Genomic DNA, 14,590 nt, shown 5'->3' on the forward strand with positions numbered 1-14,590 from the left:
CCGCGGGCACCGGTGACGACACCGGCGCCCGTCGGGGCGTTCCGGCGTCCAGCTCCGGACCGGAGGCCCCCATTTCCGCTCCCGAAGCACCCGCCGCGGACGAACCGAAGAAGGTAGTCCGCGCGGGTGATCGCGTATTCCAGTCCCTGGCCACCGGCTCCGGGATCTTCATCGTCGCGCTGATCTCGGCCGTCGGCATCTTCCTCCTGCTGCGGGCCTTCCCCTCGCTGCAGGCCAACCAGGTGAGCTTCCTGTTCAGCCGGGTCTGGGACACCAGCGACCCGAACAACCTGAAGTTCGGCATCACCGACCTGGCCTGGGTCACGGTGGCGAGCTCGCTGGTGGCGCTGGTGATCGCGATGCCGGTCTCCTGCGGCATCGCGCTGTTCCTCACCCAGTACGCGCCGCGCTCGCTGGCGCGGCCGTTCGCCTACGTCGTCGACCTGCTGGCCGCGGTGCCGTCCGTGGTCTACGGCCTGTGGGGCGTCGTAGCGCTGGCGCCGGTGCTGAACCCGGTCGCGAGCTGGTTGAACACCAACCTGGGTTGGGTGCCGATCTTCGCCGACGGCAACGTGCCCGCCAACAGCGGTGCGAACATCTTCACCGCCGGGATCGTGCTGGCCGTGATGATCCTGCCGACCATCACCGGCGTCACCCGCGAGGTCTTCCAGCGCACCCCCACCGCGCACATCGAAGGCGCCCAGGCGCTCGGCGCGACCCGGTGGGAGGTCGTGCGCACCACGGTGTGGCCGTTCGGCCGCAACGGCTTCATCGGCGGTTCGATGCTCGGGCTCGGGCGAGCCCTGGGCGAGACCGTCGCGCTGACGATCATCCTCAGCGGCGTCAACATCGGCCCGAACTTCAGCATCTTCGACGCCGGCGCGACCTTCGCCTCGAAGATCGCCCTCGGCTCCGCGGAGTTCGTCAACGACATGCAGGTCGGCGCCTACATCTCGGCCGGTCTGGTGCTGTTCGTGCTCACCTTCGCGGTGAACGCGATCGCCCGGTGGATCGAGAGCGCCAGCGGTAAGGGGAAAGCATGAGAACGGACACCGCTGACGTGGAACGGCCCGCTGCGACACCGGCGTTCCAGCCGCTCGGGCTCGGGCGGAAGCTGAAGAACGGCGCGGCGACCACGATGTTCGGGGCGGCGTTCGTGATCGCCGTGATCCCGCTGCTGTGGGTGCTGTTCACGCTGCTGCAGAAGGGCCTCGCGCCGCTGCTGCGGCCGGACTGGTGGAGCCACTCGTTCAACGGGCTGACCGCCAACGACTTCAACGGCGGCATCTACCACGCGCTGATGGGGACGCTGCTCGAAGGCCTCGTGTGCGCGATCATCTCGGTGCCGCTGGGCGTGCTCGTCGGCGTCTACCTGATCGAGTACGGGCAGGACTCGCGCTTCGCGAAGGTCGCCACGTTCACCGTGGACATCCTCAGCGGCCTGCCTTCGATCGTGGCCGGTCTGTTCATCTACGCGCTGTGGATCACGACCTTCGGCTTCAACCGCAGCGGTTTCGCGGTGGCGCTGTCGCTGGTGCTGCTGATGGTCCCGGTGGTCGTGCGGGTCACCGAGACGATGCTGCTGATCGTCCCGGACGAACTGCGCGAAGCCTCCTACGCGCTGGGGGTGCCGAAGTGGAAGACGATCGTCAAGATCGTGCTCCCCACCGCGCTGTCCGGCATCCTGACCGGCGTCATGCTCGGCCTGGCCCGCGTGCTCGGTGAGACCGCGCCGCTGCTGATCCTGGTGGGCTACGCGAAGGCCATCAGCTTCAACCTCTTCGATGGCGGCCTGGCCTCGTTGCCGCTGGTCATCTACACCGAGCGCAGCACCGGCACCGAGGCGGGCGACTACCGCGTCTGGGGCGCCGCGCTCACCCTCGTTCTCGTCATCATGCTGATCAACCTCGCTGCGTCGCTGCTGTCGAGGCTGTTCGCCGTCAAGACCAAGTAGGGCGGTTTTCATGGCCAAGCGTCTCGATATCAAGGACCTGAACCTGTACTACGGCAAGTTCCACGCCGTGCAGGACGTGACTTTGCAGGTTCCGGCTCGCAGCGTCACCGCGTTCATCGGCCCTTCGGGCTGCGGCAAGTCGACGGTGCTGCGCTCGCTGAACCGGATGCACGAGGTCATCGCCGGTGCTCGCGTCGAGGGCAAGGTGCTCATCGACGGCGAGGACATCTACGGCGCCCACGTCGACCCGGTGCAGGTCCGCCGCACCATCGGCATGGTGTTCCAGCGGCCGAACCCGTTCCCCACGATGTCCATCCGGGACAACGTGGTGGCGGGGCTGAAGCTCGCCGGGGAGAAGAACAAGAAGCGCCTCGACGAGGTCGCAGAGCGGGCGTTGCGCGGCGCGAACCTGTGGGAAGAGGTCAAGGACAGGCTGGGCAAGCCCGGCGGCGGCCTCTCCGGCGGTCAGCAGCAGCGGCTCTGCATCGCGCGCGCCATCGCGGTGCAGCCGGACGTGCTGCTGATGGACGAGCCGTGCTCGGCGCTGGACCCGATCTCCACGCTGGCGATCGAGGACCTGATCTCGACGCTGAAGCAGGAGTACACGATCGTCATCGTCACCCACAACATGCAGCAGGCGGCGCGCGTCAGCGACCAGACCGCGTTCTTCAACCTGCGCGCTGTGGGTGAGCCCGGTCAGCTCGTCGAGATCGACGAGACCGGCCGCATCTTCTCCAACCCCGGTCAGAAGGCCACCGAGGACTACATCTCGGGCCGCTTCGGCTGATCCGCTCGGCACGCACCGCCGTCCGAGGCGCCCGCGACTTCACGCGAAGTCGCGGGCGCCTCGTCGTGCGGGGCCTCAGGTCCGCTCTGGCGACAGCGCGGGAATCGTCCGCGACGTGACGACGCGTGGAGTCCGGATCAAGCAGCGGTGGGTCCCAGCATCGGGACCAGGAATCGCTCGGCGACGGCGCGGACCTGCTCGTCGTCGTCGAGGTCGACGAGTTCGCTGGGGATGACCAGGAACGACGCGGAGACGCGGACCATCAGCTCGGCGACGAGTTCCACGTCCACGTCGCCGGAGACGTGCCCGGCGCTCTGCTCGCGGCGGAGCTGCCCGGCGAGGAACCGCCGCACGGTGGCCATGGTCCGCCCGCCGTCGTTGATCATCGAGGGCAGCACCACCTCCGGCTCGACCTCCATCAGCCCGCCGATCAGCGGGTTGCGGCGGATGGCGCGCAGCGCGCTCGCGAAGCCGAGCACCACCCGGTCCGCCACCGTTTCGGCGCCTCGGACGTCGGTGCGGAACCGGTCGAAGTACCGCCGGAACTCGCGGCGGACCACCTGCTCCACCAGCGCGTCCTTGGTGGTGAACCGGCGGTAGACGGTGATCCGGGAGACCCCCGCGCGGCGCGCCACGTCCTCCATCGTGGACCGCCGCAGGCCCAGCCGGCAGAACTGCTCGTAGGCCGCGTCCAGGACGCGCGCGGTGGCTTCGTCGGTGTCCTCGGCGCTGTCCATGGCCTCGGTGAACGCGCGCTCCAGCAGTGATTCGGAGTCCTGCGGCGTCATGGGATCGGACATTACAGGTTCCACGGTGGCCTCCCGCCACGTTCGGGACCGGTCCCCGTCGCCGGACGGCGTCGGCGAGCGGTCGATCGCCGCCGGTCGCGGATGTGGTGCACCTGGGCTGAGCGCTTGCTCCTTTCGCCGGATCTCCAGGTCTGGATGCCGTCCGCTGGTCGGGGTATTCGCGATTCAAGCCTGGCGTCGGCGATCGTCTTGTGCTTCTCTGTGAAACACGGTGTCGGTTCGTGTATCACCGTATCAACCGGCTCTTCGCGAACTCAAGGAGGAGTTCAGGGCATGGATGGGCTCAGCAGACGCAAGGTATTGGCCTCGGGTGCGGCGTTGGGAGCACTGGGCGCACTGAGCGGGGCGTCGCCGGCGATGGCCTGGACGTGGTCGCCGAGCGGTTCCATCGCGGGAACCGGAGCGGGGGCCGATCCGAGGTGGGTGTGGGACGACGAACCCGACTCGCTGGTCGCCTCGCTGCTCGACCGCGGCGACGTGCCCGACGTCAACCGGCTGTTGTGGAACTGGACGCGCAACGACCACGAGCTGCCGCAGGAGCTGCCCCAGGACCTGCGGGCGTTCATGGCGCGAGCGCGCCGCCTCCCGGACTGGGCGGACCAGCGGAAGCTGGAGCTCGCGGCCGAGTTCAACAAGTCCAGGGGTCTCTACCTCAACCTGCTCAACGGGGTCGGCGGCGGCATGTTGAGCACCGCCATCCCGAAGGAGGCTCGCGCCGTCTACTACTCCAAGGGCGGCGCCGACATGGAGGACCGCGTCGCCAAGACGAGCATCCTCGGCTTCGCCGTCGGCGAGCCCAACGCCTACCGGCCCGACGGGTCCGTCGTGGTGGAGTCGGTCAAGACCCGGCTGGTGCACTCGGCCGTGCGGCACCTGCTGCAGAGCTCGCCGGGCTGGTCGCAGACCAGCGGCGGGCAGCGGATCCCGATCAGCCAGGAGGACATGCTGGTCACCTGGCACACCCTGCCGACCTTCGCGATGCGCCGGATGCTCGACTGGGAGGTGCCGATCACGCGGGCGGAGTCCGACGCGTACCTGCACCTGTGGCAGGTGACCGCCTACCTGCTCGGCATCCGCGAGGAGTACATCCCCGCGACCTGGGCCGCCGCCGAACGCCAGTCCGACCTGATCCTCGGCCGGAACATGGGGCCCACGCCCGAAGGCGTGGAGCTCACCGACGTCCTGCTGGGGCAGCTCGCCGAGCAGACGAGCCCGCCCCTCGGCGTGACCAGGCCGCTGTGCAACGCGCTCGCCCGCTACCTGGGCGGTGACGAGGTCGCGGCCTGGGACGCCATCCCCCGGGAGCCGGTGTGGGATCCGCTGATCAAGGAGGCCTGGCCGCTGCTGGTGAAGTTCCGGGAGAACCTCGTTCCGCTGCCCGCGGTGCCGGAGGTCGCCTGGACCCTCGACGAGGCCGCTCGGCAGTACATCCTCTTCTACCTCACCAAGGGCGAGGAAACGAAGATCGAGATCCCGACCGCGAACCGGCCCGGCTGAACCCCGGTCCCTCCCCGGCTCGATCGCGAGACCGCCCGGACGGCGCGTTCCCGTGCCCCGGCAGAACCTCCCCGACGCAGATTTCGAAGTCGATCCTCGATCCGCGGAACTCAAGGAGGAGTTCAGGATGAGCGAACTCAGCAGGAGAAAGTTGTTGGCCACCGGAGGTGCGCTGGGCGCGCTGGGCGCGCTCGGCACCGCCTCCCCGGCGATGGCGTGGACCTGGTCGCCCGGCGGCTCGGTGCTGGGCACGGGCACCGGCGCCGACCCGAGGTGGGTGTGGGACGAGGTGGCCGACCAGCTCGTCGGCTCGCTGCTCGAACGGGGCGAAGTGCCCCGCGTGAACGAGCTGCTGCGCCAGTGGACGAAGAACGCCCAAGAGCTGCCGGAAGGACTGCCCCCGGAGCTGCGGGACTTCATCGAGGAGGCCCGGCGGCTGCCCGCCTGGGCGGACCAGGGCAAGCTCGACCTCGCCTACACGTTCAACGAGAAGCGCGGCCTCTACCTCGGCGTCCTGTACGGCATGGCCAGCGGGATGATGAGCACCGTCATCCCCAAGGAGGCGCGCGCGGTCTACCACTCCTACGGCGGCTCCGACATGAAGGACCGCATCACCAAGACCGCCAAGCTCGGCTACGACATCGGCACCCCGAAGGCGTTCCAGCCGGACGGCGAGATGATCGTGACCTGCGTGAAGACCAGGCTCACGCACGCCGGCGTGCGCAACCTGCTGCCGCAGTCGCCGCACTGGAGCGACGTCGCGCCCGAGGACATCCCGATCAGCCAGGCCGACATGATGGTCACCTGGCACAGCCTCGCCACGACCGTGAACCGGAAGATGGTCGAGTGGGGAGTGCCGATCCCGCCCGAGGAATCCGAGGCGTACCTGCACTCGTGGCAGATGAGCGCGCACATGCTCGGGATCGCCGACGAGTACATCCCGGCGAGCTGGGACGAGGCCAACGCGCAGGCCGACCAGGTCCTCACGCCGATCTTGGCGCCGACCGCCGAAGGGGTCAACCTCGCCGACATCCTGATGGACTTCGGCAAGGAGATCGACGGCAGCATCCTCAGCAGGCCGGTCATCGGCGCGCTGACCCGCTTCATGCTCGGCGACCAGGTCGCCGAGTGGCTGATGATCCCGGAGGAACCGATCTGGGATCCGCTGCTGGCCAACCTGTGGGATCCGTTCATCGCCGTGCGCGAAGGACTGCTCGACGTGTTCCCCGGTACGCAGCAGGCCTACTGGGCGTTCGACGAGGTCCTCCGCCAGGCGGTGCTGCTGTTCCTGTCCCGCGGGGACTACCCGATCAGCATCTCGATCCCCACCGGGAACCGGCCATCCTGAGCCTGCGCAGGACGTTGTTGAGGTGGGGCGTGGAACGCCCGCCGGTGCGACCGCGCGGGCGCACCGGGACACCGTGGAAGCGCGTGATCGCTCGGGCGGACCGCAATCCGGGAACGGGATCGATGTCGGCGGCGGACGTCGCGGCACCGATCCCACCCCGGTGCCCCTGCGGCGAGTGGTGCTCGAACCGGCCGGAAGTGGGAGAGATCGATGACCGGCAGTGAACCCCGCTCGGAACGCGATGCGCACGTCCTCGGGCGGCGGCGGTTCTTCGGGTACCTGGTGGCGGCCCCGACGCTGGTGGCCGCCGCGGAACTGGGCGTCCCGGAACCGGGCGCCGCGACCCCGGCGGCGGGGGTGCCGTCGCCGGGCCTGGCCGAGTTCTTCGACGCCAACGACCTGATGACCGCGGCGGCCCGCCCGACCTCGCACCTGATCGCGGTCGCCGTGAACGCGGACGGCACGGTCTCGTTCGCGCTGCCGAGGGCCGAAACGGGGCAGGGCATCACGACCTCCACCGCGATGCTCATCGCCGAGGAACTGCGGCTGCCGGTGGACCGGGTGCGGGTCACGCTCGCCGACGCCCGCCCGGAGCTGGTGTTCAACCAGCTCACCGGCGGTTCCAACACCACGATCGCGACCTACCTGCCGGTGCGGATCGCCGCCGCGCTGGCGCGGGACGGCTTGCTGGCCGCCGCCGCGGTCGAATTCGGGGCCACGGCGGGGGAACTGGACTTGCGCGGCGGCGTCATCACCTCGCCCTCCGGGGCCCGCCTCGGGATCGGCGAGCTCGCCGGGAAGGCCGCGAGCACCCGGACGCGGCGGGCCGAGGTGGAGCTCACCCCGCGCCACGAGCACACCGTCATCGGCACCCCGCACAACCGGATCGACGGGCTCGCCGCCGTCACGGGGCGCAAGGCGTTCGCGATGGACCTGGCCGTGCCCGGTGCCGCACCGGCGATGGTCTGCCGTCCGCCGACCATCAACGGCGAGGTCCGCGCCGCGACCAACCTCGCCGAGGTGCGCGCCATGCCCGGCGTCACCGACGTCGTCGTGATCTCCACCGGGGTGGCGGTGCGGGCCGAGACCTTCGGCCAGTGCATCGACGCGGTGCGGGCGCTGGAGGTGACGTGGGAACCCGGCTCGGCGGCGGGGAAATCGGACGAGACCGTGCTCGCGGACCTGCGCGCGGCCGAACTCCCCATCGGACCGCGACCACCGGTGGAGGTGGTGGAGGAGGAGTTCACCTTCCACTTCCGCAGCAACAGCGCGCTGGAACCGAACTGCGCCGTCGCCGACGTGCGGGCCGAGGGCGCCGAGATCTGGTCGAGCCTGAAATCCCCGATCCTCGCCCAGCAGACCATCGCCGCCGACCTGCGCCTGCCCGTGTCGGCGGTGCGGGTGCACGTCACCGAGGGCGGCGGCTCGTTCGGGCGCAAGCTGTTCTTCGACGGAGCGCGGGAGGCCGCGGAGATCTCCCGTGCGTTGGGCAAGCCCGTCAAGCTGATGTGGCACCGCGCCGACGACTCCCGGCAGGGCCGCACCCACCCGATGGCGATCTCCCGCGTGCGGCTCGCGCACGTCGGCAACCGGGTCCTCGGCTACGACCAGCGGCACACCAGCGTGGCCACCGACTGGAGCCACGGGCTCGGCGAGATCATCACCGCCCTGGTCGGCGGGGCACCCGGCGGCGACATCGCGTTCTCCGAGGTGATGTTCCAGCTCAGCCAGTCCATGCCCTACGACTTCGGCCCCACCACGCAGCTGCTCGCCGAGACGGACGGGAGCTTCAACACCGGCAGCATGCGCAACGTCTACTCCCCGGACGTCACCTGCGGCCGGGAGCTCGTCGTCGACGGTCTCGCCGCGAAGCTGCACGCGGACCCGTACCGGTTGCGGCACGAGTTCCTGCAGGACGACCGGTCCCGCGCGGTGCTCGCGAAGGCCGCCGAAGTCGGCGACTGGGGGAGGCCGATGCCGCCCGGCACCGCCCAGGGCATCGCGTTCCACGCCGAGTACCGCTGCGCCACCGCCGCGCTGGTGGAGATCGACTGCACCCCGGAGACGGTCGAGCGGCCCATCCGGGACGGCGTGGCGGGGCCGCGGGTCACCAAGGTCGTCTTCGTCGTCGACGCCGGGCTGGTCGTGAACCCCCGAGGGCTCGAAGCGCAGCTCATGGGCGGAGCCATGGACGGCATCGCGCTGGCCCTGACCGCCGGGCTGCACCTGCGCGACGGGTACTTCCTCGAAGCCAGCTGGGACGACTACTCCTACACGAGGCAGTGGAACGTCCCGCCGGAGCTGCAGGTCGTGATCATGCCCGACACCTCGGACGAGCCGGGCGGGGCGGGCGAACTCGCCGTCTCCGCGACGGTGGCGGCCGTCGCCTGCGCCTACGGGCGCGCCACCGGGAAGCGGCCCACCACCTTCCCGATCAACCACGGCACGCTCGCCTTCGACCCGAAGCCGACGGTGCCGCCGATCCCCGAATCACCGACCGACGGGCGCGACCACGCCCGCTGACCCCAGGAGAGATCCGTGCCCGAGCACACCTTCCGGCTCAACGGGGAGCAGGTCACCGTCGAGGTGGCCGCGGACGTGCGCCTGCTGTGGGTCCTGCGCGACCTGCTCGGCGTCACCGGCCCGAAGTACGGCTGCGGCATCAACGTCTGCAAGGCGTGCACCAGCCACCTCAACGGCGACGCCGTGAACCCCTGCGCCATCCCGATCGGCGACCTGGACGCCACCGACGAGGTCACCACCATCGAAGGGCTCCCGGCCACGGTGGACGCGGAACTGCACCCGATGCAGCGGGCGTGGCTCGACGGCGACGTCGTGCAGTGCGGCTACTGCCAACCCGGCCAGATCATGACCGCCGTGGCGCTGCTGCGGCGAGTCGCCGCCGAGGACCGCGAGGTCACCGAAGCCGATCTCGACGGCATCCGCAACATCTGCCGCTGCGGCACCTACCCGCGCATCCGCGCCGCGATCAGGGACGCGGCGCGCGACATGTGAGCCGCGATCAGGCCTTCCAGTCGTCGGCCACCGCCGAGATGAAGGCGCTGGAGTCCTTCGGCGGCAGGGCGACGCCGCAAACCCGCTCGAAGGCCGTCAGGTAGTCGCCGGTGTCGGCCGGTTTGTCCAGGAAGCGCGAGCCCGCGGCGTCGCCCACGTGCACCACCTGCGGGTCGGCGTCGTCCGGGAAGGAGAACACCGAGATCCGCTCGCCCATCAGCGGATGCCCGCCGTGCCCGAACGGCAGCACCTGGATCGTCACGTTGCGGCGGTAGCCCATCAGCACCAGGTGCTCCAGCTGCTGGCGCATCACCACCGGGCCGCCGACGGACCGGCGCAGCGCCGCCTCGTCGAGCACTGCCCACAGCTCCAGCGGCTCGTTGCCCAGCAGCCGCTGCTGGCGGGTCGTGGTGACGGTGAGCCGCTCCTGGCGGTCGGACTCACCGGGCACGTGCAGTTCGGTGTCGAACAGGGCCGCGCTGTACTCCGCGGTGTGCAGCAGCTCCGGGATGGGGTCGGCACCGAAGCAGCTCACCGCCTTCGCGGCGGTCTCCAGGCCGAGGTGCGTCTCGAAGCCGGGGCGCTGCGCGGTCGTCGGGTACCGCTGCCACCAGCCGCGCTCCTTGGAGCCCTGGGCGAGCTCGATCAGATCGGTGATCCGGTCGCCGCCGATGCCGTAGAACTCGGCCATCAACCGCACGTCGGAGGTGCGCACCGGCACCCGGCCCAGTTCGATCTGGCTGATCTTGCCCTGGGAGCAGTCCAGGTGGGCGGCCACCTCGCGGTGCGTGCGGCCCGCCTTCTCCCGGAGCTTGCGCAGTTCGCCGCCGAGGCGCCGGCGGTGCACGGTCGGACTGTTATGCACCCTCGACCTCCGAGCGGACGGTGTCGGGGCGCGCCTCATCGCTGCTGGTCACGTCCACGACGATCGCACACGGCATTCGAGTCATCGACTGGTGAGACCGAGTATTAATACGTCGGTTGCCGTATCGGGTCTGATCATTTCGGTTCCACGATCACTCGGCCACTCGCCGGAACCGGCCGCTGAGCTGCGCGAACACCCCCGGAACACGACGACGCCCGCCGGGATCTCCCAGCGGGCGTCGTCGCTCGATCAGGTCAACTCGTGGGCATGCTGCCCGTCACGGTGAACACGACCCGGCGGCCGACGGCGACCGCGTGGTCGGCGAACCGCTCGTAGAACCGGCCGAGCAGGGTGACGTCGACGGCGGCGGCCACCCCGTGCGACCAGTCGGGCCGCATCATCACGGTGAACAGGTGCCGGTGCAGGTCGTCCACGGCGTCGTCGGCGGCCTCGAGGTCGCGGGCGGCCTCGATGTCCCTGGAACGGATCACCGCGGCGGCGCGTCCGCACAGGTCCACGGCGACGCGCCCCATCTCGGCGAAGTACTCCTGCACCGGCTCGGGGAGCACGGGCTGCGGGTGCCTGCGGCGGGCCGTCTTCGCGACGTGCAGCGCCAGGTCGCCCATGCGCTCCAAGTCCTCGGCCGCGTGGATGGTGGAGATGACGGTGCGCAGGTCACCCGCGACGGGCGCCTGCAGGGCCAGCAGGCCGAAGGCCTGCTCCTCGGCACGTGCACGGGCCTCGTCGACGTGCACGTCCTCCTCGATGACCTGCTCGGCCAGAGTCAGATCGGCCTCCAGCAGCGCCTTCGTGGCACGCTCCATCGCCGTTCCGACCATGGTCGACATCGAGGCGAGCTCCTCGGCGAGATCGCCGAGCTGTTCCTGGTAGACCTCACGCATGCCGGTCACCTTACTTCCGGGAAGAATCGGACAAGACGCACGATGGTGAATCAGCGGTGAACGGACCATGATGGGCTCGTTCGAGTGGTATCGCAGGGCTCACCATCCGATCAGAGGTGCCCGCGCCTCGACAAGGCGGAAACGGAGCAAATCGGACACCGCCGGATGTCGGCTCAGCCGCACATGTCGGTTCCCGCGTTCACCGTCGAGAGGTCGCTCGGCATCTCCGGCTGCGCCCCGCCGGGCGCCTGCACCGCTCCGTCGAAGCCGGTGCCCAGCTCCAGCCGCAGCTCGTCGCCCGCCGCCGGGTCCTGCTCGGTCGTCGCGCCCGGGACCGAGGACGCCAGCAACCGGGCCGCCGCCGAGTTCGCCGCGCTGTGCCGCACGACCGTCCGCGAGCCCGGCCGCGCCAGCGTCTCCGAGCCGGACACCACGTAACCGGCCTTGCCGAGCTGATCCGCGGTGCGACCGGCCAAGCCGTCCTCACCTGAGGCGTTGACGACGCGCACCGGCACGTCGGAGGGCTTCGCCGTGGCCGCACCGGTGCCGAACGCGGCGGGAGCGGTCGACGCGGGCCCCGCGCCGCCCGCCGGCCCCGAGGCGGCGGGTTGCCGCTGCGCCACCGGGGCGTCCTCGATGATGGCGCGGAAGAGCCCGGCCGCGTCGGCCTGGTTGAGCTCCTCCATCCCCTCGTCGTTGGCGTAACCGGTGGTCGGCACCGTGATGAAGGTGATCTTGCCCGCGTCCATGCCCTGCATGGAGCGGCCCAGTTCGAGCAGCTGGTCGGTGCCGACGTTCTCGCCGAACGTGTTCGCCGCGACCGCGTCGACGAAGCCGCTGAGCTTCTGCGGATCCATCAGGACCTGGCCGGACATGGCCTTGCGCAGCAACGAGGACAGGAACAGCTGCTGGCGCTGCATCCGCCCGTAGTCCGAGGTCGGGTCGCCCTCCACGTAGCGGGCGCGCACATAGTTCAGCGCCTGCGTGCCGGTGAGGGTCTGCGGGCCCGCGTTCGGCAGCACCACGCCGAGCTTGCGGTCCACGATCGGGATGTTCGAGCAGATGTCCACGCCGTGCATCGCGTCGACCATGGACTTGAAGCCCTGGAAGTCGATGCCGAGGAAGTTCGTCACCGACAGGCCGGACAGCTGCTGCACGACCTTGGTGGTGCACTTCGGCCCACCGACCGCGTAGGCCTCGTTCAGCTTCGTCGCCGGACGCGCCGGGACCTGCTCGCCGGTGTACTCGCCGGTGTCGGGGTTCCAGCGCTCGCAGCTCGGGATGTCGACCTGCAGGTCGCGCGGGAAGGAGACGACGAGCACGCGGCTCCGGTCCGCCGGGATGTGCGCGATCATCGTCGAGTCGGCGCGCGCGCCGGGCTCGTCGGTGGTGTCGCCGACACCGTCCGCGGCGGTCGAGCCCGCGCGGGTGTCGGAGCCCAGCAGCAGGAAGTTGCGGTCGCCGGACTGCTTCGAGATGTCCTTGATGGACGACGAGTTCGGGTCGAGCGCCGCGATGTCCTTGAACTTCGCGTCCACCCACGCCTTCGCGCTCCAGCCGATCCCGGTCGCCACGAAGATCGTCAGCGCGGCGGCCACCGCGAGCGCCTTGAGGATGCGGATGGTGCGGCGCTTGCGCTGCTCCTTCTTCCAGTCCATCCGGGAGGCGCCCGCCTCGCGGCCCTCGACGAAGTCGAACGGCATGTCGCGGCCCAGTTCGGGTTCCTTGCGCATGCCGAACAGCCACGAGTACTTCTTGCGCCGCGCGTCCTCCTCCACGGCGATCTGGTCGTGCACCGCGGAGAACCGGGCCAGCGTCGCGTCGATCTGGCGGATCTCGTCGCTGTCGCCGCTCGCGTCGTCCTCGTCGGCGTCGTCACCGGTGACCGGTGCGACGACGGCGGTCTCGTCCGCGGCCTTGTCGGGCCGCGAGCTCTTGTCGGGCCGGGCCGCCTTGTCGGGACGTCCGGGCTTGGCCCCGGGAGCGCGGGTGACCTTGGTGCCTTCGCCCGCGGCGGGTTCCGGTTCGGCGGGCACGGCGGGGACCACCGCGGTCGCCTCGGGATCTTCGGACGGGGCCGACGCCGGACGCGCGGGACCGGGCCGTCCCGGACGGCCGGGCCGCCCCTGGGGCTGGCGTTCGCCCTCGTTGGCCGGTGCCTCCCGGCGCCTGGGCGGAGCCTCGGGCTCCGCGGCCGGTTCCCCGGCGAGCGCCTGCGTGATGTGGGTGGCCTCGGCGTCCTGAGCGGCTCCCAGCGCGCCTGCGGCGGCCTGCGGCGGGGACGACGGGCGGCGGCGCTGCTGCGGCTCCTGCGGCGGACGCGGCTGGCGTCCAGGAGCGGGCTGCCTGCCGGTCTGCGGGTGACCGGGCCGACCGGGCGGACGGGCCTCGCCCTGGTCCGCCGGTGGCTCGGCGGCCCGGCGTCCACCGGGCCGCGGTTCTTGCGGAGCGGCAGGTGCGTGCGGAGCGGGCGCCCGGTTCTGCGGCCCGGCGGGGCCTTGCTGGCCGGGTCCTTGCTGCGGTCGAGCCGGTGCCGACCACTCCTGCGCCTGCCGATCTTGCGGCGCGGGCGGTTGCACCGGACCCTGCGGAGCCGCGGGCGGCTGCTGGGGGCGCTGCGGAGCCTGCCGGTTCGGCGGCGCGGGCTGCTGGGTGCCGAGCGGCTCGGAGTGCCTGCCCTCGCCGGGAGGGCGGGTCGGTGCGGCGGGCCGGGTGCGCCCGGTCGGGGGCCGGGAGGCCGACTCCGGCGGGGTCCAGTCGGACCGGCGTTCGGCGGGCTGACCGCTGCGGGTGGAACGTCCGCGGGACGGTGCCTGCGCCGACGCCTGCGGGGCGTGGTGCGAACCGGGCGACTCGGTGCCGCCCTGCGGGCTCGCCGGCGGCTGCTGCGCCGGGGGTTGCTGCGCGGAGGACTGCGGGGGCTCGGGGCGAGCGCGACGCCCGCCGCCGTTCGGCGTTTCGGGCTCGGCGGCTCGGCGGTGCGAGCCGGTGCCCGCGCCGGGCGCCTTGCCGTGCTTGGAGAGCAGGTCGAACACCCGCGTACCGCCGGTGCCGTCGTCACCTAATGCGCGACGGCGGCGCCCGGACTGCTGGTCGGGGGCGTTGTCCTCGTCCGGGCCCCCGTCTTGGTGGGGACTGTGGTGCCCGTGCTGGCCATGCCGGGGGTCCTGCGGCACCCGTGTTCCCTCCCCACCGTCGAAGTCGATGGTGTCGTCGTTCGGTATGGGCGTCAGCGGTCGACTCCCCGAAGTCCTATCGCTCAACGCTCCCGAGATAGTACGGCTGATCGCCCGAACTGACGATAGTGGGCGACAATTTCTTCACAATCAGTGCACGATTCACTGAGATTGTGCGCCGTATCGGCCAACTGTGTTACGCCACCTGACCGGCGTGGACACCCAAAGTAGGTACGA

Annotated in this window: 11 protein-coding genes; 7 read left to right on the forward strand and 4 right to left on the reverse strand. The window is 70.8% G+C overall.

Annotated elements, in window-relative coordinates; genetic code table 11:
* The first annotated feature begins 71 nt into the window (after positions 1 to 71).
* From pstC to pstB, 3 genes are read left to right on the forward strand one after another with little or no spacing between them, the layout of a single operon-like run.
* Positions 72 to 1,043, forward strand: a complete 972-nt coding sequence (gene pstC, locus OOZ19_RS00640; RefSeq protein WP_266087733.1) for a phosphate ABC transporter permease subunit PstC — start codon at positions 72 to 74, stop codon at positions 1,041 to 1,043.
* Entirely contained in the window at positions 1,040 to 1,954 is a 915-nt protein-coding gene (pstA, locus tag OOZ19_RS00645) for a phosphate ABC transporter permease PstA (RefSeq protein ID WP_266087023.1), read from the forward strand. The genes pstC and pstA overlap by 4 nt, the downstream gene beginning before the upstream one ends.
* A 10-nt stretch (positions 1,955 to 1,964) precedes the next feature.
* Entirely contained in the window at positions 1,965 to 2,741 is a 777-nt protein-coding gene (pstB, locus tag OOZ19_RS00650) for a phosphate ABC transporter ATP-binding protein PstB (RefSeq protein ID WP_266087026.1), read from the forward strand.
* A 137-nt stretch (positions 2,742 to 2,878) separates the two neighbouring features.
* Here the strand turns inward: pstB and OOZ19_RS00655 are convergent, their stop codons facing one another.
* Positions 2,879 to 3,541, reverse strand: a complete 663-nt coding sequence (locus OOZ19_RS00655; RefSeq protein ID WP_266087028.1) for a TetR/AcrR family transcriptional regulator — start codon at positions 3,539 to 3,541, stop codon at positions 2,879 to 2,881.
* A 282-nt stretch (positions 3,542 to 3,823) separates the two neighbouring features.
* On the opposite strand from OOZ19_RS00655, the gene OOZ19_RS00660 reads away from it, so the two are divergent.
* The 4 genes from OOZ19_RS00660 (at position 3,824) to OOZ19_RS00675 (ending at position 9,410) form a co-directional block, all read left to right on the forward strand.
* The gene (locus tag OOZ19_RS00660; protein WP_266087030.1) at positions 3,824 to 5,047 is read left to right on the forward strand and encodes an oxygenase MpaB family protein; all 1,224 of its coding nucleotides are present in this window, start codon (positions 3,824 to 3,826) and stop codon (positions 5,045 to 5,047) included.
* Positions 5,048 to 5,174: 127 nt separating this feature from the next.
* Positions 5,175 to 6,395, forward strand: coding sequence for an oxygenase MpaB family protein (locus tag OOZ19_RS00665; RefSeq protein ID WP_266087032.1), 1,221 nt, complete (start codon positions 5,175 to 5,177; stop codon positions 6,393 to 6,395).
* Between the two features lie 210 nt (positions 6,396 to 6,605).
* Positions 6,606 to 8,918 carry a molybdopterin cofactor-binding domain-containing protein gene (locus tag OOZ19_RS00670; protein ID WP_266087034.1) on the forward strand — a complete coding sequence of 771 codons (2,313 nt, stop codon included), beginning with the start codon at positions 6,606 to 6,608 and terminating at the stop codon, positions 8,916 to 8,918.
* Positions 8,919 to 8,933: 15 nt separating this feature from the next.
* A complete protein-coding gene (locus OOZ19_RS00675) occupies positions 8,934 to 9,410 on the forward strand; it encodes a (2Fe-2S)-binding protein (protein ID WP_266087036.1) in 477 nt (158 codons plus the stop codon).
* 7 nt (positions 9,411 to 9,417) lie between these two features.
* On the opposite strand, the gene OOZ19_RS00680 is transcribed toward OOZ19_RS00675, so the two are convergent.
* The 3 genes from OOZ19_RS00680 to OOZ19_RS00690 form a co-directional block, all read right to left on the reverse strand.
* The gene (locus OOZ19_RS00680; protein ID WP_266087038.1) at positions 9,418 to 10,257 is read right to left on the reverse strand and encodes a helix-turn-helix domain-containing protein; all 840 of its coding nucleotides are present in this window, start codon (positions 10,255 to 10,257) and stop codon (positions 9,418 to 9,420) included.
* Positions 10,258 to 10,529: 272 nt separating this feature from the next.
* On the reverse strand, positions 10,530 to 11,177 hold the full coding sequence (phoU, locus tag OOZ19_RS00685) for a phosphate signaling complex protein PhoU (RefSeq protein ID WP_266087040.1): 648 nt from the start codon (positions 11,175 to 11,177) through the stop codon (positions 10,530 to 10,532).
* A gap of 173 nt (positions 11,178 to 11,350) precedes the next feature.
* Positions 11,351 to 14,353, reverse strand: coding sequence for an LCP family protein (locus tag OOZ19_RS00690; RefSeq protein ID WP_266087042.1), 3,003 nt, complete (start codon positions 14,351 to 14,353; stop codon positions 11,351 to 11,353).
* Positions 14,354 to 14,590 lie beyond the last annotated feature (237 nt).

Origin of the sequence: Saccharopolyspora sp. NFXS83 (assembly GCF_026241095.1) — a bacterium.
GTDB lineage: Bacteria > Actinomycetota > Actinomycetes > Mycobacteriales > Pseudonocardiaceae > Saccharopolyspora_C.

Coding starts and splice junctions, on each gene's coding strand:
- pstA (WP_266087023.1), top strand. CDS start 1,040: ATGAGAACGGACACCGCTGACGTGGAACGGCCCGCTGCGACACCGGCG.
- pstB (WP_266087026.1), top strand. CDS start 1,965: ATGGCCAAGCGTCTCGATATCAAGGACCTGAACCTGTACTACGGCAAG.
- OOZ19_RS00655 (WP_266087028.1), bottom strand. CDS start 3,541: ATGTCCGATCCCATGACGCCGCAGGACTCCGAATCACTGCTGGAGCGC.
- OOZ19_RS00660 (WP_266087030.1), top strand. CDS start 3,824: ATGGATGGGCTCAGCAGACGCAAGGTATTGGCCTCGGGTGCGGCGTTG.
- OOZ19_RS00665 (WP_266087032.1), top strand. CDS start 5,175: ATGAGCGAACTCAGCAGGAGAAAGTTGTTGGCCACCGGAGGTGCGCTG.
- OOZ19_RS00670 (WP_266087034.1), top strand. CDS start 6,606: ATGACCGGCAGTGAACCCCGCTCGGAACGCGATGCGCACGTCCTCGGG.
- phoU (WP_266087040.1), bottom strand. CDS start 11,177: ATGCGTGAGGTCTACCAGGAACAGCTCGGCGATCTCGCCGAGGAGCTC.